A 23,344-nucleotide genomic window follows, 5' to 3' on the forward strand; every position below is an offset into this window, starting at 1 on the left:
CACCACGGCCATGCGAATAGCTCGCAGCAGGATTGACGCGACGATACCAATGCAACACATGGGAAGGAGAAGCCGGTCCTGCCGACCGCGTCCTTCGCAATGGTGGAGCAACATCCTTGTCACTGATCGCACGCGTGGGCCCGCTTCAGAAGGATGATCCGACGCCGCTGTACCTCCAGTTGCAGAAGATCCTGCGCGACGCGATCGAAGGACAGGTAGTCAAGGCCGAAGAGGCGATCCCGACCGAACGCGACCTGGCCGAGGAATTCGACGTGTCGCGCATCACGGTGCGCAAGGCGATCGACGGGCTGGTCGCCGACGGCATCGTGACCCGGCGACGCGGCGCGGGAACCTTCGTCACCCGGCCGCGCGTCGAGAAGAGCTTTTCGAAGCTCACCTCCTTTTCCGAGGACATGGTGTCGCGCGGACGCAAGCCGCACAGCAAGTGGATCAGCAAGACCACGGGCGCAGTGACGCCGGAGGAAGCGCTGTCGCTTGGCCTCTCGCCCGGCTCGCTCGTCTATCGCTTCCACCGCATCCGCTATGCCGACGACACCTCGATGGCGCTCGAATATGCGACGATCCCCGCTTATTGCCTGCCATCGGTCGAGACGGTCGGCGCATCGCTTTACGAGGCGCTCGAAGCGGCCGGCCACCTGCCCGTCCGCGCGCTCCAGCGGCTGCGCGCGGTCGCCTTCTCTGCCGAGCAGGCCGAAATATTGGGGATCGAGAGCGGCACGCCGGGACTCTTCATCGAACGGCGCGGCTTCCTCTCCGACGGGCGCACCGCCGAATTCACCCAAAGCTATTACCGCGGCGACGCCTATGACGTCGTCGCCGAACTGAACGGCTAAACGCCGCAAGCATCGCGCAGCGCCGGACATCTATCTCCAGCGCGCCGGACAAGACCAATTCCCGGAACAGCCGAACCGCTACGGCGGACACTCTTCCGACGCGTCGGGCATCCAGAACGCAACAGAATATTGGCGCCAAAGAAGCCGGATCACGAAAATTCGCTCATCCCAAACATACATCTTGATGAGACATATATAACCTATATAGTACCAATATAGCGAGTGGCGGCGCACCGCCGACCGGGAGACAGGATATTATGACGTCGAACGCCGCATCGGACGGACGACCGACACTGATGGAGCAGGAAGCAGGCGAAGCGGCGGTCGTCGTCGCACGAATGCTGGAGGCGAATCGCGAGGCGTTCGGTGCGATCGGCCGGCGCCTTCGCACTGCCCCGCCGGCTGCCGTCGTGACCTGCGCACGCGGCTCGTCGGATCATGCTGCGACCTACGCCAAATATCTGATCGAGACGATGACGGGGACGCCGACCGCGTCCTCCGCGCTGTCGATCGCCTCGCTTTACGATGCGCCCGCGCTGGCCGGAAACCGCTTATGCTTGGCAATTTCACAGTCGGGCAAGAGCCCCGACCTGCTCGCCGCGGTCGAACAGCAGCGCGATGCCGGAGCCTTTGTCGTTGCACTGATCAACGCCGAAGACTCGCCGCTCGCACAGCTGGCCGATGTCGTGATCCTGCTCTCCGCCGGAGTCGAACGGTCGGTGGCGGCAACCAAATCCTATATCGCCTCGCTTGCCGCGATCGCGGCTCTCGTCGCGGCATGGACCGAGGACGATGCGCTCGAAAACGCGCTGACCGCGCTGCCCGGCCAGCTTGCGGAAGCTTTCGCGCTCGACTGGTCGCCCGCGATCGACGCTTTTCGGGGTACTGCGAACCTGTTCGTCCTTGGTCGCGGCTACGGGCTTGGTGCCGCGCAGGAAGCCGCGCTCAAATTCAAGGAAACCTCGGGCCTCCATGCCGAAAGCTTCAGCGCCGCCGAGGTGCGTCACGGCCCGATGGCGATTGTCGGCGATGCCTTTCATGTCCTTGCGCTGGGCGGCACCGACCGCGCCGCCGCAAGCGTTCGCAGTATCGCCGACGAGTTCCGCGGGCGCGGTGCGACCGTATTGCTCGCGGATCCGGCGGGCGGCGACCTCCCCGCGATAGCGGCACACCCGGCAATCGAGCCGATCCTGTTGATCCAGAGCTTTTACCGCATGGCGAGCGCGCTGGCGCTGGCGCGTGGCCACAACCCCGACTCGCCTCCGCATCTCAACAAGGTTACCGAGACTTTATGATCTTTCGTTTTCATAACGGCCAGGTCGTGCTGCCGGATGGTCCCACCGGCGATGCGGACATAATGATCGCCGATGGCATCGTCACGGCGGTCACGCCCGTCGGCGGCACGCCCGCCGATCGCGAGATCGATCTGGACGGCGGCTGGCTGCTTCCCGGTTTCGTCGACACACAGGTCAACGGCGGCGGCGGTGTGCTCTTCAACGACCAGGTCGATGTCGAGGCGATCGCAGCGATCGGTGCTGCGCACGCACGTTTCGGCACGACCGCTTTCCTGCCGACGTTGATAAGCGATACACCCGCGCAGATCGCGGCGGCGCTCGCCGCGGTCGATACCGCGATCGGGCAAGGCGTAGCCGGCGTTGTCGGCATCCATATCGAAGGCCCGTTTATCAACGAGGTGAAGCGCGGCATTCACGAGGCGCATCGCATCCGCCGCCTCGACACCGACACGCTGGCGACGCTGACCGCGCCGCATCGCGGGCGCGTGATGCTGACGCTCGCTCCCGAACTCTGCGACGAGGACGACATCCGCACCCTCGTTCGCCACGGCGTGATCGTGAGCGCCGGGCACAGCGACGCAACCTATGACGAGACGCAGCGCGCGATCGGCGCGGGGCTCACCGGCTTCACCCATTTGTTCAACGCGATGTCGCCGCTGCACCACCGGCATCCGGGCGCGGTCGGCGCGGCTTTCGATTCCGACGTATATTGCGGCCTCATCGTCGATGACGTCCACCTCCACCCGGCAGTCGTGCGGCTGGCGGTCCGTGCAAAAGGCAAGGAGCGTATCATGCTGATCACCGATGCGATGCCAAGCGTCGGCACGGACGTCAGCGAGTTCATGTTGCAGGGCAAGCGCATCGCGGTGAAGGACGGCGTCTGCATCTTCGAGGATGGTACGCTTGCCGGAACGCATCTCGACATGGCTTCGGCGCTGCGCAAGACGGCCCAAGTGACCGGTCTGCCGGTCCCGGACGTGTCGACGATGGCGAGCGGGACACCCGCCACCTTCCTGTCGCTGCGCGACCGCATCGGAGCGATCGCGCCCGGGCAGCGCGCCGACTGGGTATGGATGGACGCGGGACTGACCCCGCGCACGACATGGATCGGCGGGCGGACTGTTTCCGAGGCCGCCTAATCCCTGTTTGAAGGGCCAATGATAGAAGCCGCTGCGCGACAAGCGGCGAAAGTTTTGGGGAATGAACCGATGAGCCTGATCATCACCTCTCCGCTCAGAGGATGGGCGACGACGCTGGACAGCGTTCCCGACCCGGTATTCGCCCAACGCATGATGGGCGACGGTGTGGCGATCCAGCCGCTGAGCGATACCGTCGTCGCACCATTCGACGGCGAGGTTGTGACGCTTCACGATGCGGGGCACGCGATTTCGCTGCGCAGCACCGAAGGCGCCGAGGTGCTGATCCACATCGGGCTTGATACGGTGATGCTGAAGGGCGAAGGCTTCACGCCGCTGGTCGCGATCGGCGCCGCAGTGTCGCGCGGCGATCCGCTGATCCGCTTCGATCTCGACGCCGTCGCGCTCGCGGCCACCAGCCTGATCACGCCGGTCATCGTGACCAATGCCGACGCCTTTGCGATCAGCCGCCGGTCCGTCGACTGTTCGATCGGGGAATGCGAAGCGCTGATGACGCTCGTCCCGGTGGAAGCCGAGGCGCGGCGCCGGTCGGATGACGGAACGGTGGTCGAGCAGGCGGTGACACTGTCGCTACCGCACGGCATTCACGCCCGTCCCGCCGCGCGGATCGGCGAGACGGCACGCGGTTTCGAAGCCGATATCCACCTTCTCAACGGCGACAAGCGCGGCGATGCGCGGAGCACCGTGGCGCTTCTCGCGCTCGGGACGGGCTTTGGCGACGAGGTTCTCGTGCAGGCGCGCGGCGACGATGCCGAAGCGGCACTGGCGGCGATCGTCGCGCTTCTGGCAACCGATATGGGCGAAAGCGCGACGGCTGCACCCGTCGCTGCGGTGACGCCGGTTGAAGCGCCGATGCTGCGCGCCGGGCAGACCCGCGGCGTGATCGCTTCGCCCGGCCTTGCGATGGGCCCGGCGGCGCGGCTGCGACAGGTCGACATCGCCATCGCGCGCGACGGCGCCGACGCGGATGCAGAGCGCATCTCCCTTCGCGCCGCACGCGATGATGTGCGCAGCAAAATGGTGATGCAAGCCGACAGTGCCGAGGGCAGCGTCGCGGCGATCATGCACGCGCATCTGGCGCTGCTCGACGATCCCGAATTGCTCGCAGGCGCGGAAAAACGCATAGCCGAAGGACGTAGCGCGGGCTTTGCATGGCGCGGCGCGATCCACGACCAGATCGACGCGATCCGCGCGACGGGCAACGCGCATCTGATCGAACGCATCGACGATCTTGTCGATATCGAGCGGCAGTTGCTCTCGGCGCTGACCGGCACGTCGCTCGACGGCGCCGCGGTTCCGGCCGGGGCGATCGTCGTTGCCGAGGATTTGCTCCCGTCGCAGTTGCTCGCCGTCGCGGCAGCAAAACCCGCGGGCCTGTGTCTCGTTCGTGGCGGCCCGACCTCGCATGTCGCGATCCTGTGCGCCGGGCTCGGCTTGCCCGCGCTCGTCGCGATGGGCGAGACGCTGGACAAGATCGACGACGGCACGCCGCTGCTGCTCGATGCCGAGTTGGGCCATCTGACCGCAAATCCAGGGGCCGCCGACGCAGACGCCTTCGCCGCGCGGCTTGCAAAGCGCGATGCACGGCGCGCCACGGCACAGGCGGCGGCAAAGGATTCGTGCCACAGCGCCGACGGCACACGCATCGAAATATTCGCCAATATCGGCACGGCCGAAGATGCCGCGCTCGCCGCCGCGCAGGGCGCCGAAGGGTCCGGGCTCGTCCGCAGCGAGTTCCTGTTTCTCGAACGCGACACCGCACCATCGGAGGACGAGCAGCACGCCGCCTATCAAGGCATTGCCGACGCGCTGGCGGGCAAGCCGGTCATCATCCGCCTGCTCGACATCGGCGGCGACAAGCCGGCCGCGTATATTCCGATTGCGGATGAGGAAAATCCCGCGCTCGGGCAGCGCGGTATCCGGGTTGCGCTCGCCCACCCGGCGCTGCTCGAGACACAGCTCCGTGCGATCCTGCGCGTCGGGCCCGTCGGCCAGTGCAAGATCATGATCCCGATGATCGCTGGCATCGACGAGCTGCGACAGGTTCGCGCGCTGGTCGACCGGCTCCGCGGCAAAATGGGCATCGCGACGCCGGTCGAAGTCGGGGTGATGGTCGAGACTCCGGCAGCGGCGATGATCGCCGACTTGCTCGCCGCCGAGGCCGATTTCCTGTCTATCGGCACCAACGATCTCACCCAATATGTCCTCGCGATGGATCGCGGCAACCCGGCCGTCGCTGCCGGGGTCGATGCGATGCACCCCGCGGTGCTCCGCATGATCGGCGAAACCTGCCGCCTGGTCATTCCGCGCGGGCGCTGGGTCGGCGTGTGCGGCGGGCTCGCATCGGATCCCGCCGCGTTGCCGATTCTGATCGGGCTCGGCGTCACCGAACTCTCCGCCGTTCCCGGCTTCGTCGCAGAGGCAAAGCAGATCGTGCGCGGTCTGAGCCTGATCGAAGCCCGCGCGCATGCCGAGCTCGCGCTGCAATGCAAATCGGCGGCCGAGGTTCGCGCGCTCGCCCGTGCTTTCGAGGAGACACGTCGATGAGGAAGATGCTCGAAACGTTGCAGCCGCTCGGCCGCGCGCTGATGCTGCCGATCGCGGTGCTGCCGATCGCCGGCCTGTTGCTGCGCATCGGCCAGCCCGACCTGCTCGACATCGCCTTCATCTCGGCGGCAGGCGCAGCGATCTTCGAAAACCTCGGCATATTGTTCGCTATCGGCGTCGCGATCGGCTTTGCGCGCGACGGCAATGGCGCGGCGGCGCTCGCAGGCGTCGTCTGTTACCTCGTCACGACCACCGGCGCACAGACCTTTCTGATCGCGCCGCCCGACATCGGTGCGGGTTTGCCGGAGGCTGCGGCGGCGCTCGCTGCGAAAAACTGGTCGCTGACGCAGATCGACAAGCTCGAGGTGCCCATCGGCATATTGTCGGGCCTGATCGGCGGCAATTTCTACAATCGCTTCGCCACGATCGCCCTCCCCGAATATCTCGCCTTCTTCGGCGGCCGGCGCTTCGTTCCGATCGCGAGCGGCGTCGCGGGGCTGCTCCTCGCGGCGGTGCTCGGCTATGGCTATGCGCATATCAGCGGCGCGATCGACGCGGCGAGCCGGACGGTGGTCGAGAGCGGCGGCGCCGGCCTCTTCGTCTATGGCGTACTCAACAGGTTGCTGATCGTCACCGGGCTGCACCATATCATCAACAATGCCGCCTGGTTCGTCGTCGGCGATTTCGAGGGGGCGACCGGCGACCTGCGGCGTTTCTTCGCGGGCGATCCCACCGCGGGGGCGTTCATGTCCGGCTTTTTCCCGGTGATGATGTTCGGCCTGCCTGCCGCATGCCTCGCCATGTATCACGAGGCGCGGCCCGAGCGGCGCAAGGCGGTCGGCGGCATGCTGTTCAGCCTCGCCTTCACCAGCTTCCTGACCGGGGTGACCGAACCGATCGAGTTCACCTTCATGTTCGTCGCGCCGCTGCTTTATGCAATCCACGCGTTGCTGACGGGCGCCGCGATGGCGCTGATGAACGCGCTCGACGTGAAACTCGGCTTCGGATTTTCGGCGGGACTGTTCGACTATGTCCTGAACTTCAGCCTCGCCACACGGCCGTGGATGTTGCTGCCGGTGGGCGCCGCCTATGCCGCGCTCTATTATGGCCTGTTTCGCTTCTTCATCCGCCGCTTCGACCTTGCGACGCCTGGCCGCGAAAAGGGAGCGGTCACCGAAGCCGCCACGGCATCCGCAGGCGGAGCCCGTGGCGAAGCCTTTGTCGCCGCGCTCGGCGGAGCCGCCAATCTGGTCAGCGTCGATGCCTGCACAACGCGCCTTCGCCTGATCGTCGCCGACAGTCAGGCCATCGACGATGCTGCGCTCTCCGCGCTCGGCGCACGCGGGATCATCCGTCCGTCGGAAAAGGCCGCGCAGGTCGTGCTCGGCCCGATCGCCGACCTGGTCGCCGAAGAAATCCGCGGCGCGCTGGCGTGGAGCGGCACAGCGACTGCTGCCACACAGATGCCGAAGGTCACCGGAAGCACCGATGCGTCGGGGCTCCCGGCGGATATCGTCGGCGCGCTCGGCGGCGATGCCAATGTCCGCACCGTCCATGCCCTGCACGGCCGCTTCCGTGTCGAGCTGGCCGACGCGACGCGTGTCGACGAAAGCGCGCTCGTGCGTGCGACGCGCGGCATCGTCCGGCCGCGCCCCGGCATCTGTCATATCCTCGTTTGAAACGAATGGATCGTCAGGCGGGCGACGACAGCTTCATCAGCACCAGCCCGCTGACGATCAGCAGCGCGGCGACGATGCGCATCGCATTCGCCTGTTCGCCGAGCACGAAAATGCCGACCAGAAATGCGCCAACCGCGCCGATCCCAGTCCAGATCGTGTAGGCGGTGCCCAGCGGCAGCGCCTTCATCGACATCGACAGAAGCGCAAAACTGACGATCATCGCCGCGATGGTGATCGCCGTCGGCGCGGGCCGCGTGAAGCCGTCCGACTGCTTCATCGCAAAGGCCCACACGACTTCGAAAATTCCGGCGATGGTAAGATAAATCCAGGCCATGACAGCCCTCCTTCAAAGGCTGCCGGGCCGTCCCGGACTTGAAAGCCCACATATGATGCGGGCGAGGACGTGGCCTCTTGGTTAGCCGCCCGACAGGGGCTGCATGCGTCTCTTACGGGCAGTGCCCCATTTTAGGAACGCAAAATATCAAGTCGCCGTTAAATCAGATCGCTCCCCTGACGCTGTCGAATTGTGCCGCGACATGGCGCGCATAGGGCAGGCCTTCACCGCGGATCACCAGATCGTCGGCGTCCCATTCGACGACACCGCGACGCTCGTAATCGGCCAGAATCTTCCGCACATGCTCCCCGCGATCCATTCCGATGCGGGTCCGGCCGCTGCACAGAATGTCGCGGATATTTTTTCCCCGCACCTGCTGCGCATCGTCCATCGCGACGCCGCGTACCGCGGTCAGGCGGCCTTCACCCACCATATCGCGGTACGGCCCTGCCCGCTTCTCATTCTGGACGATCAGGTCGGGAAAGCGGCTGATCGCGCTCGCCCCGAAGCCCAGCAGCACCGGCGCGTCATCGTCGGTGAACCCCTGGAAATTGCGGTTGACCCGCCCCGCCGCCGCCGCGACGGCCAGCGGGTCGTCCGCTCGCGCGAAATGATCGAAACCGACCGGAATATAGCCAGCATCGGTCAGGCGCCGATATCCATGTGCGGCCTGTTCGAAACGAAGGCGCTGATCGGGAAGGTTCGTGGCATCGATCCGCCGCTGGCGCGGGATCATGTCGGGCAGATGGGCGTAGCCGAACAAGGCGATCCGGCTCGGTTCGAGGCGGATCGTTTCATCGAGTGTGGCGTCGAGGTCGGCGAGCGACTGGCCGGGCAGTCCGTACATCAGATCGAAATTGATCGCATCGATATCGCGCAAACGGAGCGCGGCAACGACACGCTCGATATGCGACAGCGGCTGGATGCGGCCGATCGCCTGCTGAACATGCGGCGCGAAGGTCTGTACGCCGAGGCTGACGCGCGTGACGTGCGCCGCCGCAAGCACCAGCGCCCATTCGGCGGAAAAACCGCGCGGGTCGAGTTCGATCGACACCTCGGGACGATGCGCGTCGAAGACGGTGAGGATGCGGTCGAGCAGCCGGACAAGTTCAACGGGCGCGATCGCATTGGGGCTGCCGCCGCCGAACGCGATGCGCTGCACCCTCCCGCGCCCGCCGAGCCGCTTTGCGACGAGCGCAATTTCGGCGCGCAGCGCGACGAGATAATCCGCCAATCTTTGCTTGCGGCCCGCCGCCCCGGTGTTGCAGCCGCAATACCAGCAAATCTGCTCGCAAAAGGGGATGTGGACATAGAGCGAGATCGGCGTTGCCGCCTCGATGCCGTCAAGCGCCCGCGCATAATCGTCGGCGCCGACATCGTCGGTAAATTCCATCGCAGTGGGATAGCTGGTGTAACGCGGCACCGGCTTGGCGAGCAGATCGGGATGATAGGACCACATGGACGCTTTCTAGGCCGGCGCCTCTGCCCGAACATTGACCGGGATCAACATTGGCGGTCAGCAACATCCCTTTTTGTCGCCGCCCGATTTTCCTCGCCGGTCGGTGACGGCGTGGCACGCCTTGGCGCAGTCGCGGCGCTGGTCGGGATCGACAGGATCGCCGGGCACCATCATCCGATGGCCCACGCCGCCGCACGACGGCACGAACAGGATTCGCGCATCGGCAGCGACCGGCGGCTGCATGAGCGCCGCAGCGCCCAAAACGAGAAAGGCGCGGCGTGCCGTCATGCCGCCTCCTCCTCATCCTCGACGAAGATCCGGAGCGCCGCGCCGTCGAGATCGTCGAACTGCCCCTTGCGGAGCGACCAGAAGAAAGCGGCGAGCCCGAGCAGCCCGAGCCCGAGGGCAATCGGGATGAGGAAGACCAGCCCGTTCATCGGATCGCCCCTTTCAGACGAAGGGCATTGCCGACGACGATCAGTGACGAACCCGACATCGCGATCGCGGCGACGAGCGGCGTCACGAAGCCGAGGAATGCGAGCGGCACCGCGATGACATTATAGCCGATCGCGAGCAGAAAGTTCTGCCGCACGATCGCCTGCGTCCGCCTCGCCATCCGCACGGTTTGCGCCACCGGCATCATCCGGTCGCCGAGGAAGATACAGTCGGCAGCGTTCTTGCCGACGTCGCTCGCCGATCCCGGCGCCATCGAGGCATGACCGGCGGCAAGTGCCGGTCCGTCGTTGAGGCCGTCGCCGATCATCAGCACCTTGCGGCCGAGCGCGACCTGGCGTTCGATCGCCTCCAGCTTGTCCTGCGGGCTCATCCCCGTCTGCGCGGTCAGCCCGAGCTGGCGCGCTACCGGTGCGACGGCCTCGGCGCGGTCACCCGACAGGATCATCGCCTCGATGCCCTGCCCTGCCAGCGCACCGATCGCCTCGGCGGCGTCGGGCCGCAGCCGGTCGGCAAAACGGATCGTCGCGACCGCCCTTCCATCGACCGACAACTCGGTCGCGAGCGCGTCGCCAAGACCCACATCCTGCGGCCGCCCGAGCTTCACGACGCGATCGCCCCAAAGCGCCTCGATACCGAAACCGGGCGTTTCGCGGATCGACGTCATTTCGGCGGGCCGGACGTCGAACGTCTGCAATCCCCGCGTCAAAGCTTCGCTGAGCGGGTGTCGGCTCGCCTGCGACAGCGCGAGGATCAGCGACTTCACGCCGATGTCGAACCGTTCGAGGCCGATTGCCTCGGGACGTCCAAGCGTCAGCGTGCCGGTCTTGTCGACAAGCGCGCGATCGACCTCGGCGAGCCGTTCGAGCGCCGATCCGTCCTTGATGAGTACGCCGGCGCGCATCAATTCGCCTGCCGCGACGATCTGCGCCGCCGGAACTGCCAGCCCGAGCGCGCAGGGGCAGGTAATGATCAGCACCGCCGCCGCGATCAGCAGGCTGTGATGCCAACCCACGCCTGCGACCATCCACCCCGCAAACGCCATCAGCGCAAGGCAGTGCACCGCCGGCGCATAGAGCCGCGCCGCGCGGTCGGCGATGCGGACATAGCGCGACTTGCCTTGCGCCGCCTCGCCCATCAGGCGCGCGATGTCGGCGATGGCGGTGTCGGCGCCCGCCGCCGACACGCGCACGCGGATCGGTGCGTCGAGATTCAAGGTGCCGGCGTGGACCCTGTCGTCGGGGCGGACCGATTGCGGCGCGCTTTCGCCCGTCAGCAGCGACAGATCGAGTTGGCTGGTCCCGCCGATGACCACACCGTCGGCGGACAGCCGCTCGCCCGCCGCGACGAGCATCACCATTTCGGGTTCCAGCGCGGTCGCATCGACCCAGCGGCTGCGACCATCGTCGCCGAGCACCATCGCGCCGGTTCCCATGTTGCGCAGCAGCGCCGTCACCCCGCCGCGCGCGCGATCGCGCATCACGCTGTCGAGCCAGCGGCCGCATAGCAGGAAAAAGAGCAGCATCGCCGCACCGTCGAAATAGGCGTGCGGGCCGCTAGTCGCCGTCTCGTACAGGCTGATCGCGCAGACGAGCGCGACGCCGATGCTGATCGGCACGTCCATATTTGTGCGACCGTAGCGGAGCGCCCGCCACGCCGAGCGGAAAAAGGGGCGTCCGGCATAAGCGACAGTCGGCAGCGCGATCGCCGCCGACAGCCAGTGGAACAGGTCGCGCGTCGCGCCCGTCGCACCCGACCAGACCGACACCGACAGCAGCATGATGTTCATCATCGCGAAGCCCGACACCGCCACAGCGCGCAGCAGTTCGCGGCTGGTTTCCGCTTCGGCATCGGCTTCGTCGGGTCCGGTCCCGATCGGGTGCGCTTCGAACCCCAGGTTCGAAAACGCACCGATCAGGTCGGGCATGTCGGTGTCGGGGGTGCAGGAAAGATGCACGCGCTTTTCGGTGAAATTGACGCGCGCGGCGGCGATGCGCCTGTCACGCACCAGCCCCTGCTCGAGCTTTGCAATGCAGCCGGCGCAGCGGATGTCGGGCACCGCGAAGTCGCGTTCGACGAGAGCGGTGGCGTTCATTGAATATCCTCGCGGTAGCGGGCTTCGTCGGCGCCGCGACGGACGATGAGGTCGAGCCGCCAGCGCCCCAACACCAGCGGCTCGACCGAGCGCAGCACGCCGCCCGTCGCCGGCTCGAAACGGAGCGCGACGGGCGCGGTGCGCCCAACGGGGTGATTGATCGTCGCGGAGGCCTGAATGCCGTCCAGCAAGCGGCCGTCCTTGCGGATCGTCAGCACGACGTGCCGATCCGTATCGAGCGTGACGCTCTTGTCCCAACCCAGCCGCGCCTGCGCATCGGCGCGTTTCAGCCATTCATTATAACGCTGGCTCGCGACATAGCTGTTCTCGACCACCTTCCCGCCGAAAGTCGACATGGCGAAGCGTGCCATGGTGAAATTGACCGTCATCACCACCGCGAAAAAGGCGACGAGAATCGCGGCCATGTGCCAGCCGGTGAAGGTCTTCGGTTTGCGTGTGTCGGTCATTGTCCCGTCTCCGGCCGGTCGAACTGGATGGTGTCGCTGTCACCGCGCGGATCGCCGTCGAGCCCGCGCGTGCTGATTGTGAAATCCTGCCGCGCCGGGCCGGTGCCGGGCGCCGCGATGAAGAGTTTGATGCTCGTGACGCTGTCGGCGGGCAGCGCCAGTTCGACGCGCTGCCCGGCATTTTCGCGCGAGCCGGCGTCGGTCCACAACGCCGCACCGGCGAGACCGCTCACGCTCACCGCAACCCGCCGCGGCCGCGTTTCCATGTTGCGCAGCTTCAGCGTGTAATTGTTGCGGATCTGCCCGTCGGAAAGCTGGACGTAGAGTGGGCTTCGTTCGTGCTGCACGGCGAGGTCGAGCCGTGTGCGCTGACCGAGTGAGAAGAGCATCGCCGCACCGATCGCGGTCCAGACGCCGAAATAGATCAACGTGCGCGGACGGGTCAGCGTCTTGCGAACTGGCTGTCCGATGCCCCCCGCCTTTTCGGTCGCCGCATCGTCGAGCGTGCAATAGTCGATCAGCCCGCGTGGGCGCCCGACCTGTTTCATCACGCCGTCGCAGGCGTCGATGCACAGCGCGCAGGTGATACAGCCGATCTGCGGCCCTTCGCGGATGTCGATCCCCGTCGGGCACACCGCGACGCATTGGTTGCAGTCGATGCAGTCACCGAACGCGTCGGGATGCGCCTGTGCCTTCTTGACGCTGCCGCGCGGTTCGCCGCGCCAGTCCTTATAGGTTACCAGCAGCGATTTTTCGTCCATCATTGCGGTCTGGATGCGCGGCCAGGGGCACATATAGACGCACACCTGTTCGCGCAGGAAACCGCCAAGGATGAAGGTCGTCGCGGTGAGGACGGCGACGGTGCCATAGGCGACGGGTGCCGCCTGCCCGGTCCAGAAATCCAGCGTGAGCGTCGGCGCATCGGCAAAATACATGATCCACGCGCCGCCGGTCCAGAAGGCGATAGCGAGATAGATCAGATATTTGGCGCCACGCTTTACGGTCTTTTCGAATGTCCACGGACCGTTGGCCAGCCGGACCTGCGCATTGCGATCGCCGTCGACCAGCCGGTCGACATGCTGGAACAGGTCGGTCCAAACCGTCTGCGGACAGGCATAGCCGCACCAGGCGCGCCCCACAGCGCTGGTGACGAGGAACAGCCCGATCCCCGCCATGATGAGCAGACCGGCGACATAATAGAATTCGTGCGGCCAGATTTCGATCTGGAACATGTAGAAGCGCCGGTTCGCCAGGTCGACGAGCACCGCCTGATCGGGCGCATAGGGGCCGCGGTCCCAGCGTATCCACGGCGTGCCGTAATAGATCGCCAGCGTCACCGCCATGATCGCCCATTTGAAGCGGCGGAAGGGACCGTTCACCGCCTTCGGGTAAACGCCCTTCCGCGCTTCATAGAGCGGAGCCGGCTGGCCGGAGAGGTCTTCAGGGCTTGCCATCGGCTCCCGTCCCCTCGGCGGCAGGCGCCAGCCCCTTTTCGCCGCCGCCCAGCGAATAGACATAGGCCGACAGCATCTTGATCGTCACCGGATCGAGCCGGCCTCCCCAGCGCGGCATCACGCCGTTGCGCGGCTGGTTGATCGTCGCGGTCAGGCTGTCGCGATCGCCGCCATAGAGCCAGATCGCGTCGGTCAGCTTCGGCGCGCCGACCTGCCGCCCGCCTTCGCCGCCCGCGCCGTGGCAGACCGCACAATTGTCGGCAAACAGCGTCGCGCCACGCGCCGACGACGCGCTCGGCTTTTCCTGACGGCTGAGCGTGCGGACGAAGCTGACGACATCGCCGATCTGCGCCGCATCGAGAATGCCTTCGCGGCCGAAAGCGGGCATCAGGCTGGTGCGCGTTGCCTTGTGATCGGGGTTCCGGATGCCCTGCGTCACCGTATATTCGATGGCCGCCAGATCGCCACCCCACAGCCAGTCGTCGTCGGTCAGGCTGGGATAGAGATTTTTCACCCCTGCCGCTCCGGCACCATGGCACTGGACACAATGCACGCGGAACGCCGCGCCACCGCCCTGCACCGCCGCCTGCATCAGTTCGGGCTTGGCCGGCAGATCGGCGATCGCGGTCGCAGCGATCGCGTTGACCATCGGCGCACGGCGCTTGGCGTCGGCCGCCATTTCCTTTGCAAGGTCGCCGCGGCTTGACCAGCCGAGCACGCCCTTGGTCGCGCTGTCGACCATCGGCCACGCCGGATAGAGGACGACATAGGCGAGCCCCCAGACGATCGTGGCGTAGAAGGTCCAGAGCCACCAGCGCGGCATCGGGGTGTCGAATTCCTCGATCCCGTCCCACTCGTGACCGACCGTGCTCGTGCCGGTCGCTTCGTCGATGCGCTGTTTCAGGTCAGCCATGCTCGTCGTCCTTGAAGATCATGTTCGCGGCCTCGTCGTTGCGGGCGCGCGCGCTCGGCCGGAACGGCCAGGCGATGAGGGTGAGGAACAGCAGGGTCATGGCGAGCAGCCCCCAACTGTCGGCGAAATGGCGAAGCGCGTCGTAGCTCATCGCGCCGCCTCCGTTTCGCCGGGGCGTTCCTGCGGCGCAGCCTTGTCGACGTCGACGAGCGTGCCGAGCATCTGGAGATAGGCGATCAGCGCATCCATCTCGGTCACCCGCGCGGGGTCGCCGTCGAAGTCGCGGACCTGCGCCTTTGGATAGCGTTTCTGCAGGTCGCCCGCGCCGGCGTCGGGATCGGCCTGCGCCTTGATGTCCTCGTTCGCCTTTTCGATATCGACCTTCGTATAGGGAACGCCGACGCGATAGAGCGCGGTCAGGTCGTTCGCCATGTCGCCGGTTTCGAGGTCGCGGTCTGCCAGGAAGGCATAGGGCGGCATGATCGATTCGGGCACGACGCTGCGCGGGTCGACCAGATGCGCCCTGTGCCATTCATCCGAATAGCGGCCGCCGACGCGCGCGAGATCGGGTCCGGTACGCTTCGACCCCCATTGGAACGGATGGTCGTACATGCTCTCGGCGGCGAGGCTGTAGTGGCCGTAGCGTTCGACCTCGTCGCGGAACGGACGGATCATCTGGCTGTGGCAGGTATAGCAGCCTTCGCGCATATAGATGTTGCGCCCGGCGAGCTCGAGCGGGGTATAGGGGCGCATCCCCTCGACCTTCTCGACCGTGTTGTCGATCCAGAAGAGCGGCGCGATCTCGACGATACCGCCGATCGTGACCGTGAGCAGCGCGAGCGCGCCGAGCAAGGTCACGTTGCGCTCGATCTTCTTGTGGCTGAAGCCCTTTTTGGCGGGTTTGGTGGCCATGATCCGGGCTCCTTATTCGGCGGGGACGGGCGCGAGCGGACGGTCCGCCGCGGCGTTGTACGGGGTTTCGGTCATCGGCTTTTCGGTGCGGACCCTGCCGCCGAGCGTTGCCCAGACGTTGAAGACCATGATCAGGAAGCCCGCGAGGTACATCGCCCCGCCCGCGGCGCGGATCAGGTACATCGGGTGCATCGCCGCGACGCTTTCGACGAAGCTGTAGACGAGGTAGCCGTCGGCGCCATATTCGCGCCACATCAGCCCCTGCATGATGCCCGCGACCCACATCGAAGCGGCGTAGAAAACGATCCCCACGGTCGCGAGCCAGAAGTGCCAATTAACCATGCGCAGGCTGTAGAGCCGCTCGCGGCCCCACAGGCGCGGCACGAGATAATAGACGCAGGCGAAGGTGATCATGCCGTTCCAGCCGAGCGCGCCCGAATGCACATGGCCGATCGTCCAGTCGGTGTAATGCGACATGGAGTTGACCCATTTGATCGACATCATCGGGCCTTCGAAGGTGCTCATGCCGTAGAAGGCGAGCGCCATCACCATCATGCGGATGATCGGGTCGGTGCGGATCTTGTCCCACGCGCCGTTCAGCGTCATCAGCCCGTTGATCATGCCGCCCCAGCTCGGCATCCACAGGATCACCGAAAAGACCATGCCCAGCGTCTGCGCCCAGTCGGGCAGCGCGGTATAATGAAGGTGGTGCGGCCCCGCCCAGATGTAGAGGAAGATCAGCGACCAGAAGTGGATGATCGACAGGCGATAGCTGTACACCGGCCGCTCGGCCTGCTTCGGCACGAAATAATACATCATCGCGAGGAAGCCCGCGGTCAGGAAGAAGCCGACCGCATTATGCCCGTACCACCATTGCGTCAGCGCATCCTGCACCCCGGCAAAGGCGGCGTAGCTCTTCGACCCGAAGATGCTGGCGGGCATCGACAGATTGTTGACGATGTGGAGCATCGCGATGGTGACGATGAAGCTGAGGTAAAACCAGTTCGCGACATAGATATGCGGTTCGCGGCGCTTCACGATCGTGCCGACGAAGACCACCAGATAGGCGACCCAGACGATCGTCAGCCACAGATCGACATACCATTCGGGCTCGGCATATTCCTTGGCCGCGGTGACGCCCATCAGATAGCCGGTCGCGGCGAGCACGATGAAGAGCTGGTATCCCCAGAAAACGAAACGCGCGAGCGTCGGGAAGGCGAGCCGCGCGCGGCAAGTGCGCTGGACGACATAATAGCTCGTCGCGATCAGGGCATTGCCGCCAAAGGCAAAGATCACCGCCGAGGTGTGCAGCGGCCGCAGGCGCCCGAAGGTCGTATATTCGAGATTGAGGTTGAGCGCCGGAAAGGCGAGCTGGAGCGCAATGAACAGGCCGGCCGCCATCCCCGCGACGCCCCAGAACAAGGTCGCGATGACGCCCCAGCGGATCGGATCATCGTCATAGACGCCCTGATCGGCGGGCATCTTCAGCAGGCCGCGCGTCAGGGCGCCATAATCGGCGCGCGTGACGGTCGCCCACAGCATGGCGAGGCACGCCAACGCGACGATGATCATGTGCACCGCGAACGGCGCATCGACCGCAAGCGCCGCCATCACCAGCGCGAGCAGGGTCAATCCCAGCCAGCCTCCCGCCTTTGTTACCAGACCGTCCATATCTCTGTCCCTGCTTGGCGCGGCCGTGCGGCTACGCGGTTCGGGACCGCCATGGACGCGGGCGCGCCGCGAAACATTGATCGGGATCAACGAACTTGTTGCGCCGCATCAATGCGCCCGCTGCGGTCTCGTCGCAGGGATGCGCCACCCAAACAGGAGGTAGATCCCATGAAAACCAAAGCTCTCCCGCTCGTTGCAATCGCCGCCGCGCTCGCACTGCCCGGGCAGGCGTCCGCCAAGGCGGGCGACGTCCAGTTCAAGCTGTTCGCGACTTATGTCGCGCCCGACGGCAAGATCACCGACGTCAAGACCGACCTCATCGGCCTTCCCGCAGGCACGCAGAGCAAGGCCGACGACAATGTCACGCCGACGGTCGCGATCGAATATTTCGTCGCCGACAATATCTCGCTCGAAACGATCGCGGGGGTGACGCAGCATGACGTGGGCGGGCGCGGCGCGCTGAACGGTGCGACGCTGGTATCGAACGCGAAGATCGTGCCCGCGACGCTGACGCTCAAATATCATTTCGGCAAGGATGGCGGCGTGCGGCCCTATGTGGGCGCGGGGCCCAGCTATTTCATCTTCATCGACGAAAAGCCCGGCGCAACGACGCGCTCTTTGGGAGCGACACGGCAGAAGATGGGCGACAAGCTCGGCGCCGCGCTACAGGCGGGCATCGACATCCCGGTGAACGACAAGGGGCTGGCGCTGTCGATCGACGCCAAGCGCTATTTCCTGCGCCCGACCGCGACCTGGTATGCCGGCAGCACCGAAGTGCTGAAAACGCGGCACAAACTCGATCCGTGGGTGATCAGCGCCGGGGCTTCCTTCCGCTTCTGAGCGAAAGCCCTATCCGGCCATATCCACCATCGCCGCGCGGTCGTTGATCACGATCTCGCGGCGCGAGGGCAAATCGACGACGCCGTCGGCTCGCATTTTCGTGAGCTGGCGGCTCGTCGTTTCGATCGTCAGGCCGAGGATATCGGCAATCTGCTGGCGTCCGAACGGCAATTCGAACCCGTCGCGCGCGCCCGATTGGCATCCCTGCCCCGTCAGGCGTTCGGACATTTCGAGCAGGAAGGACGCGACTTTCTCCGACGCCGATTTACGCCCGAGCAGCATCATCCAGTGACGCGCACGGTCGAGTTCGTCCAGCGTGCGGCGGAGCAGTTTCTGCTGGAGATCGGGGTGTGCGCTCGCAAACTCGTCGAAATTATTGCGGTTGAAAATGCAGACTTCGGCATCGGTCATCGCGGTGACGCTGTACGGGCTTTCCTTGCCGAACGGCCGGCCGATGAAATCCGAGGCGAAGACAACGCCGACGATCTGTTCGCGCCCGTCGGCAGTCGACACGACGAGCTTGAGCACGCCTTCGAGGACATTGGCGACGACGGGTGCGCCATCACCTTCCCATAGCAGGGTCTGGCCGGCGCGCACCTTTTGCCGACGCCCCATCTTGCCCAGCGCGGCAAGCTCCGCGGGGTTCAGGCTCGCGCAAATCGCACGGTTTCGGACAACGCAGGTCGCACAATCGGTCACCCGCTCGCCCTACAGGAAGGCGGCGGGTTTGGAAAGCAGACGAGGCAGCCGACTTCCTGGCATTTGCAGCGCCTGCTCCAGCCGCGCGCGACCTCCAAGAGGATTCCTCGCCGGCGCGCCGCGATGCAGCGCACCGACGAGGAAATTGTCATGCGGCGACGGCCATTCTTTCCAGTCGTCCCGTCGCGCCCTGAAGCTCGACAACGAGACCCGAGCTGCGCCGCCGCTTGATCCACTCTTCGAGCATCTCGGCGCAGGTGTGATCGATGTGCTTCAGCCGTTCGACATTCAGCCTCAACCGTCCCGCCGCCGGCAGGTCATCGAGGATGGCCGTCAGCTTGGGCAACGCAACGAAGGTGGCTGTGCCATCGAGCACGACCTCTCGCGTCTCGCCCTCCTGCCGCTGATCGGTGCGCAGGCGGAGCCTGCGGAGATGCGGCACGAGTTCGAGCATCGACAGCGCGAGACCCACTAGCACCCCGGTCAGCAGATCGGTCGTAACGACCATCAGGAATGTGCCCGCCCAGATCATCGCGGGAAGCGGGCCATAGCGGTTGAACAGATGCTTCACATGATCGAAGCTGACGAGCTTGACGCCGGTGACGACGAGCACGCCCGCAAGTGCGGCCATGGGGATTTCGCGCAGGAGCCACGGCAATAGCGCGACGAACCCGAGTATCCATACGCCGTGCAGGATGGTCGAAAGCCGCGTGGCACCGCCGGCCTGCACGTTGGCCGAGCTGCGCACGATCACGCCGGTCATCGGAAGGGCACCGGCAACGCCGCAAAGCAGATTGCCCACGCCCTGCGCGCGCAATTCCTTGTTATAGTCGGTGCGCACCCCATCGTGCATCCGGTCGACCGCCGCCGCCGAGAGCAACGTCTCGGCACTCGCGATAAATGCGATCGCAATGGCCGTCGCGATCAGGGCGGGCTCGGCAAAACGCTGAAGCATACCCCCGTCGGGCAGAGTAACCGCACCGACGATCGATTGCGGAACATCGACGCGAATGACGTCGAGCCCGAAGCCGTAGGCGACCAAGGTGGCCGCAACCACGCCGATGAGGGCGCCGGGCACAAGGCGAAGGCTCTGCGGACGCAAACGTTCCCACCCCAGCATCGCCGCGATGGTCAATATGCCCACGGCAAAGGCAGCCAGCGCCCCGCCGCCGGGCGTGAGTCCGAGGATACGGCCGGGCATTGCCACGAGATTCTCGATCCCACCCGGAAGCGGCTTCGCATCGAAAAGCACATGGAACTGTCCGAGCACGATCAACAGGCCGATGCCCGCGAGCATGCCGTGGACGACGGCAGGCGAAATAGCCCTAAACCAGCCGCCAAGGCGGAACACGCCGGCCGCGACCTGAATAAGCCCGGCCAGAACGAGGATCGGACCAAGGGCTGAAAGCCCCTGGTCGCGAACGATCTCGAATACGATGACGGCAAGACCCGCCGCCGGCCCGCTGACCTGCAGCGGCGACCCGGCGAGCGCTCCGACGACGATGCCACCAATAATACCGGTTATCAGTCCTTTCTCGGGCGGCACCCCCGAGGCGATCGCGATCCCCATGCACAATGGCATCGCGACCAGAAAGACGACGATCGAGGCGGTGAAATCGCGCGAGAAAGTCTTGCCGAGCGATGGCATCGCGATGGTCATTCCGCTGCTTCCGCGAAATCCGCGGCGCGCCGCGATGCATGCGGCAAAGCGACAGGCAGCGGAGCGTCTTCACGCAAAGGCATGAAGCGTCCGGTCGCACCGTCGAGGCCGAGGATGCAGCCCGCATGAATATCGACGAACCAGCCGTGGAGTGCGATTTCTCCGCGCGCGAGGCCCGCAGCGACTGCGGGATGCGTGCGCAGATGGGCAAGCTGGATAACCACATTTTCAAGCGAAACCGCACGGATTCGCTGAACGTCGTCCATGACCGGATAACCGTCGGTCACGACCTTGTGCGCGGCATGCGAATGACGCAGCCATGCCGCCACATTCGGCATGCCGCTCAGATCCTGGTTGACGGCCAGCGCCTTCATCGCGCCGCAGTCCGAATGACCGCACACGATGATGTCTCGAACACCAAGTGCCGCGACCGCATATTCCACGGTCGAAGAGACGCCGCCATTTTGCGTCGCAAAGGGCGGAACGATGTTGCCGGCGTTGCGGCATACGAACAGATCGCCCGGCTCCGCCTGCATGATATGTTCGGGGACGATGCGCGAGTCCGCGCAGGATATCATCAGCGCCTTCGGACTTTGTCCGTCGCTGGCGAGACGTCCATAGAGGCTGCTTTGATTGGGGAAAGTTTGCTTTTCGAATGAAAAGACGCGACCGATCAGCTCGTTCACCGAGGGGACTCCTTGCTTGGCGCCGAAGGGAGAGGCGGCGCGAAGCAGGAGTTAGGGTCCGAATTTTGCTGCGATGCAGCACTTATGTAAGCAAATGTTTCCGGTTGTAAGGAAGTGTTTCCGCTCGTTTAGCCGAGCGGGATATCGATCTCGGCCCGCAGCCCGCCTGTCGTCCGGTTGGACAGGCGCAACATGCCGCCCTCTTTCTGCGCCACCCGCCGCGCGATCGGAATGCCCAGACCCAGACCATGCGTATCGCGGCTCCGCGCCAGATCCAGCCGGACGAACGGCTGGAGCACATGTTCCAGTTCCTCTTCGGGAATGCCCGGTCCGTCGTCCTCGACGCACAGAATGACCCGGTCGTTCTCCGTTCGAAGAGTGACCTCTGCCCCGCCTGCATATTTGATCGCATTTTCCACGAGGTTGGACAGCGCGCGCTTGAGCGCCAAAGGACGCACGACGATCTCGAGATGGTCCGGCCCGTCATAAGTCGCGAGATCGCCCATGTCCGAAGCATCGTCGACGATCGTGGCCGCCATCACCGCAATGTCCGTCTGCACGGGCTTTTCGGGATCGCTATCGCCGCCATAGAAGGCGAGAAGCGAAGCGACCATCGCCTCCATTTCGCCAACATCCTTCTGGATCGAGTGGCGCAAGAACGGATCGTCGATCGCTTCGGTGCGGAGCTGCAGCCGGGAAAGCGGTGTACGCAAGTCGTGACCGACCGAAGCGAGCGCCTCCGTCCGGTCGGTGATCAGCTGATGGATGCGCGCCTGCATCTCATTGAAGGCGGCGATCACGCGCCGGATCTCCGACACGCCGACTTCGGGGAGGACCACCGCGTCGCCCTCGCCAATGCGCACGGCAGCGCGTGTCAGCATCCGCATTGGAGAGAGAACACGGCGCAGCAACAGGCCGCCGATCAGGATCAGCGCAATCGCGGGAACGAGCGCCAGGAGGAACCGGTTGATCCGCAACCGGGAAGGATCGACGAGTTGCATCGCCCTGAACTCGAGCGAGCTACCGTCGGCCAGCGAGAGTTGCCCGGTAACCTTGCCGTTACGTCCCGGCTCCTTCAAATGCAGGCGCAAATTCTCGTGCCCCAGGGCCGGTTCCCATCCGATAATCTGCGTTCGCATCTCATTGAGCGGCGCAGCCATCGGCATCAGCGGAAGGCTGTTCGGGTGCCATTCGACAATGAAGGTTTCACTCGACAACCGCGCCGCCAGTTCGGGACGATCGCTACGAGGGCTCGCATTCAGCAGGCGGCTTGCCGCGGCCAGATGCTCGGCGACGCGGTGCGCTTCATCCTCTTCAACGCGTAGTTGTCCGGCGCGCTCATGCAGAAAGGTGCTGACGGTGAATTCGAGCGTGATCGCGAGCAGCAGGATCAGGAATATCCGCCCGACCAGCCCGAGCGACGGCCGTATGGCGTCGGTCACCGACGCGACACTTCGACATTGAACATATAGCCCACGCCGCGAACGGTGATGATCGGTGCGCTTGCATCCTTGTGCGAAAGCTTGCGCCGCAAGCGGCTGACGAGGACGTCGACGCTGCGATCGGACGCTTCGCCAAGCCGCGTCCGCGACAATTCGATCAATCGCTCACGCGCGATGACACGTTGGGGATTTTCGAGGAAGCTGGACAAGAGATCGAATTCCGCGCCCGTCAACTCGACGATAGCACCGGTCGGCGAATGCAATTCGCGTCTCGAAAAATTGACGGTCCAGCCCGAGAAACTGGCGATCTGCTGCCCCGCTTTACCATGCTGGCGGTCGAGCCGTCCGCGGCGGAGGACGGCGCGGACGCGGGCGGTCAGCTCGCGCGTGCTGAACGGCTTCGCAAGATAATCGTCAGCCCCCAGTTCGAGCCCGACGATCCGATCGGTCTCGCTGCCCTTGGCGCTGACGAAAATGATCGGCACTTCGCTCTGTTGGCGCAACTGACGGCAGAGATCGAGACCGCTGGTGCCGGGCAACATGATGTCGAGCAGCACGAGATCGACCGCTCCGACATCGAGCGCCAGCCACATTTCGGGCGCAGAAGCCGCAGGTCGGACTTGATAACCATTTTGCTGAAGCGCGCGTGCGGTGAGCGTGCGCAACGCGGGATCGTCCTCAACGATCAAGATTGTAGAGGCAGTCATAGAAAAATCTGTGCCGTTCG

The 23,344-nt window shown here is 65.2% G+C and carries 22 protein-coding genes; 6 read left to right on the forward strand and 16 right to left on the reverse strand.

The genetic code is table 11. From position 1 onward, the window contains the following. The first annotated feature begins 116 nt into the window (after positions 1 to 116). The 5 genes from BLW56_RS00860 to nagE all read left to right on the forward strand — a co-directional run bounded on the left by BLW56_RS00860 (position 117) and on the right by nagE (position 7,532). Positions 117 to 854 (forward strand): GntR family transcriptional regulator, encoded by a 738-nt coding sequence (locus BLW56_RS00860; protein WP_093508798.1) that lies wholly within the window; start codon positions 117 to 119, stop codon positions 852 to 854. A gap of 257 nt (positions 855 to 1,111) precedes the next feature. After that, positions 1,112 to 2,149 carry an SIS domain-containing protein gene (locus tag BLW56_RS00865; protein WP_093508799.1) on the forward strand — a complete coding sequence of 346 codons (1,038 nt, stop codon included), beginning with the start codon at positions 1,112 to 1,114 and terminating at the stop codon, positions 2,147 to 2,149. Then, positions 2,146 to 3,288: an N-acetylglucosamine-6-phosphate deacetylase gene (nagA, locus tag BLW56_RS00870; protein ID WP_093508800.1), complete on the forward strand. Its 1,143-nt coding sequence runs from the start codon at positions 2,146 to 2,148 to the stop codon at positions 3,286 to 3,288. The genes BLW56_RS00865 and nagA overlap by 4 nt, the downstream gene beginning before the upstream one ends. A 69-nt stretch (positions 3,289 to 3,357) precedes the next feature. Then, positions 3,358 to 5,853: a phosphoenolpyruvate--protein phosphotransferase gene (ptsP, locus tag BLW56_RS00875; RefSeq protein ID WP_093508801.1), complete on the forward strand. Its 2,496-nt coding sequence runs from the start codon at positions 3,358 to 3,360 to the stop codon at positions 5,851 to 5,853. Continuing rightward, on the forward strand, positions 5,850 to 7,532 hold the full coding sequence (gene nagE, locus BLW56_RS00880) for an N-acetylglucosamine-specific PTS transporter subunit IIBC (RefSeq protein WP_093508802.1): 1,683 nt from the start codon (positions 5,850 to 5,852) through the stop codon (positions 7,530 to 7,532). The genes ptsP and nagE overlap by 4 nt, the downstream gene beginning before the upstream one ends. A gap of 13 nt (positions 7,533 to 7,545) precedes the next feature. Here nagE and sugE read toward each other — a convergent pair whose 3' ends face one another. From sugE to ccoN, 11 genes are all read right to left on the reverse strand, one after another. Continuing rightward, on the reverse strand, positions 7,546 to 7,866 hold the full coding sequence (gene sugE, locus BLW56_RS00885; RefSeq protein WP_093508803.1) for a DMT family transporter: 321 nt from the start codon (positions 7,864 to 7,866) through the stop codon (positions 7,546 to 7,548). Between the two features lie 163 nt (positions 7,867 to 8,029). Next, on the reverse strand, positions 8,030 to 9,325 hold the full coding sequence (hemN, locus tag BLW56_RS00890) for an oxygen-independent coproporphyrinogen III oxidase (RefSeq protein ID WP_093508804.1): 1,296 nt from the start codon (positions 9,323 to 9,325) through the stop codon (positions 8,030 to 8,032). Between the two features lie 57 nt (positions 9,326 to 9,382). Further along, complete coding sequence (locus BLW56_RS00895) at positions 9,383 to 9,613, reverse strand: hypothetical protein (protein WP_093508805.1); 231 nt, start codon at positions 9,611 to 9,613, stop codon at positions 9,383 to 9,385. Further along, positions 9,610 to 9,762: a cbb3-type cytochrome oxidase assembly protein CcoS gene (gene ccoS, locus BLW56_RS00900; protein ID WP_093508806.1), complete on the reverse strand. Its 153-nt coding sequence runs from the start codon at positions 9,760 to 9,762 to the stop codon at positions 9,610 to 9,612. Before ccoS ends, BLW56_RS00895 begins: the two co-directional genes overlap by 4 nt. Then, positions 9,759 to 11,873, reverse strand: coding sequence for a heavy metal translocating P-type ATPase (locus BLW56_RS00905; protein WP_093508807.1), 2,115 nt, complete (start codon positions 11,871 to 11,873; stop codon positions 9,759 to 9,761). Before BLW56_RS00905 ends, ccoS begins: the two co-directional genes overlap by 4 nt. After that, positions 11,870 to 12,340 (reverse strand): FixH family protein, encoded by a 471-nt coding sequence (locus tag BLW56_RS00910; RefSeq protein ID WP_093508808.1) that lies wholly within the window; start codon positions 12,338 to 12,340, stop codon positions 11,870 to 11,872. Before BLW56_RS00910 ends, BLW56_RS00905 begins: the two co-directional genes overlap by 4 nt. Then, positions 12,337 to 13,794, reverse strand: a complete 1,458-nt coding sequence (gene ccoG / locus BLW56_RS00915; protein ID WP_093508809.1) for a cytochrome c oxidase accessory protein CcoG — start codon at positions 13,792 to 13,794, stop codon at positions 12,337 to 12,339. The genes BLW56_RS00910 and ccoG overlap by 4 nt, the downstream gene beginning before the upstream one ends. Beyond that, positions 13,781 to 14,707 carry a cytochrome-c oxidase, cbb3-type subunit III gene (ccoP, locus tag BLW56_RS00920; RefSeq protein ID WP_093508810.1) on the reverse strand — a complete coding sequence of 309 codons (927 nt, stop codon included), beginning with the start codon at positions 14,705 to 14,707 and terminating at the stop codon, positions 13,781 to 13,783. The genes ccoG and ccoP overlap by 14 nt, the downstream gene beginning before the upstream one ends. After that, a complete protein-coding gene (locus BLW56_RS00925; protein WP_093508811.1) occupies positions 14,700 to 14,858 on the reverse strand; it encodes a cbb3-type cytochrome c oxidase subunit 3 in 159 nt (52 codons plus the stop codon). Before BLW56_RS00925 ends, ccoP begins: the two co-directional genes overlap by 8 nt. Further along, on the reverse strand, positions 14,855 to 15,619 hold the full coding sequence (gene ccoO, locus BLW56_RS00930; protein ID WP_093508812.1) for a cytochrome-c oxidase, cbb3-type subunit II: 765 nt from the start codon (positions 15,617 to 15,619) through the stop codon (positions 14,855 to 14,857). The genes BLW56_RS00925 and ccoO overlap by 4 nt, the downstream gene beginning before the upstream one ends. Before the next feature lie 12 nt (positions 15,620 to 15,631). Next, positions 15,632 to 17,290: a cytochrome-c oxidase, cbb3-type subunit I gene (ccoN, locus tag BLW56_RS00935; RefSeq protein ID WP_093510714.1), complete on the reverse strand. Its 1,659-nt coding sequence runs from the start codon at positions 17,288 to 17,290 to the stop codon at positions 15,632 to 15,634. Positions 17,291 to 17,458: 168 nt separating this feature from the next. Here ccoN and BLW56_RS00940 point away from each other — a divergent pair, with 168 nt between their 5' ends. Beyond that, complete coding sequence (locus BLW56_RS00940; RefSeq protein WP_093508813.1) at positions 17,459 to 18,130, forward strand: OmpW/AlkL family protein; 672 nt, start codon at positions 17,459 to 17,461, stop codon at positions 18,128 to 18,130. Positions 18,131 to 18,139: 9 nt separating this feature from the next. Here the strand turns inward: BLW56_RS00940 and BLW56_RS00945 are convergent, their stop codons facing one another. The 5 genes from BLW56_RS00945 to BLW56_RS00965 form a co-directional block, all read right to left on the reverse strand. Further along, entirely contained in the window at positions 18,140 to 18,829 is a 690-nt protein-coding gene (locus tag BLW56_RS00945; protein ID WP_093508814.1) for a Crp/Fnr family transcriptional regulator, read from the reverse strand. Between the two features lie 148 nt (positions 18,830 to 18,977). Next, on the reverse strand, positions 18,978 to 20,489 hold the full coding sequence (locus BLW56_RS00950) for a SulP family inorganic anion transporter (RefSeq protein WP_256203245.1): 1,512 nt from the start codon (positions 20,487 to 20,489) through the stop codon (positions 18,978 to 18,980). Then, on the reverse strand, positions 20,486 to 21,175 hold the full coding sequence (locus tag BLW56_RS00955; protein WP_093508815.1) for a carbonic anhydrase: 690 nt from the start codon (positions 21,173 to 21,175) through the stop codon (positions 20,486 to 20,488). Before BLW56_RS00955 ends, BLW56_RS00950 begins: the two co-directional genes overlap by 4 nt. A 128-nt stretch (positions 21,176 to 21,303) precedes the next feature. After that, the gene (locus BLW56_RS00960) at positions 21,304 to 22,617 is read right to left on the reverse strand and encodes an ATP-binding protein (RefSeq protein WP_093508816.1); all 1,314 of its coding nucleotides are present in this window, start codon (positions 22,615 to 22,617) and stop codon (positions 21,304 to 21,306) included. Further along, a complete protein-coding gene (locus BLW56_RS00965; RefSeq protein WP_093508817.1) occupies positions 22,614 to 23,324 on the reverse strand; it encodes a response regulator in 711 nt (236 codons plus the stop codon). Before BLW56_RS00965 ends, BLW56_RS00960 begins: the two co-directional genes overlap by 4 nt. Between the last annotated feature and the right edge of the window lie 20 nt (positions 23,325 to 23,344).

Origin of the sequence: Sphingopyxis sp. YR583 (assembly GCF_900108295.1) — a bacterium.
Lineage (GTDB): Bacteria > Pseudomonadota > Alphaproteobacteria > Sphingomonadales > Sphingomonadaceae > Sphingopyxis.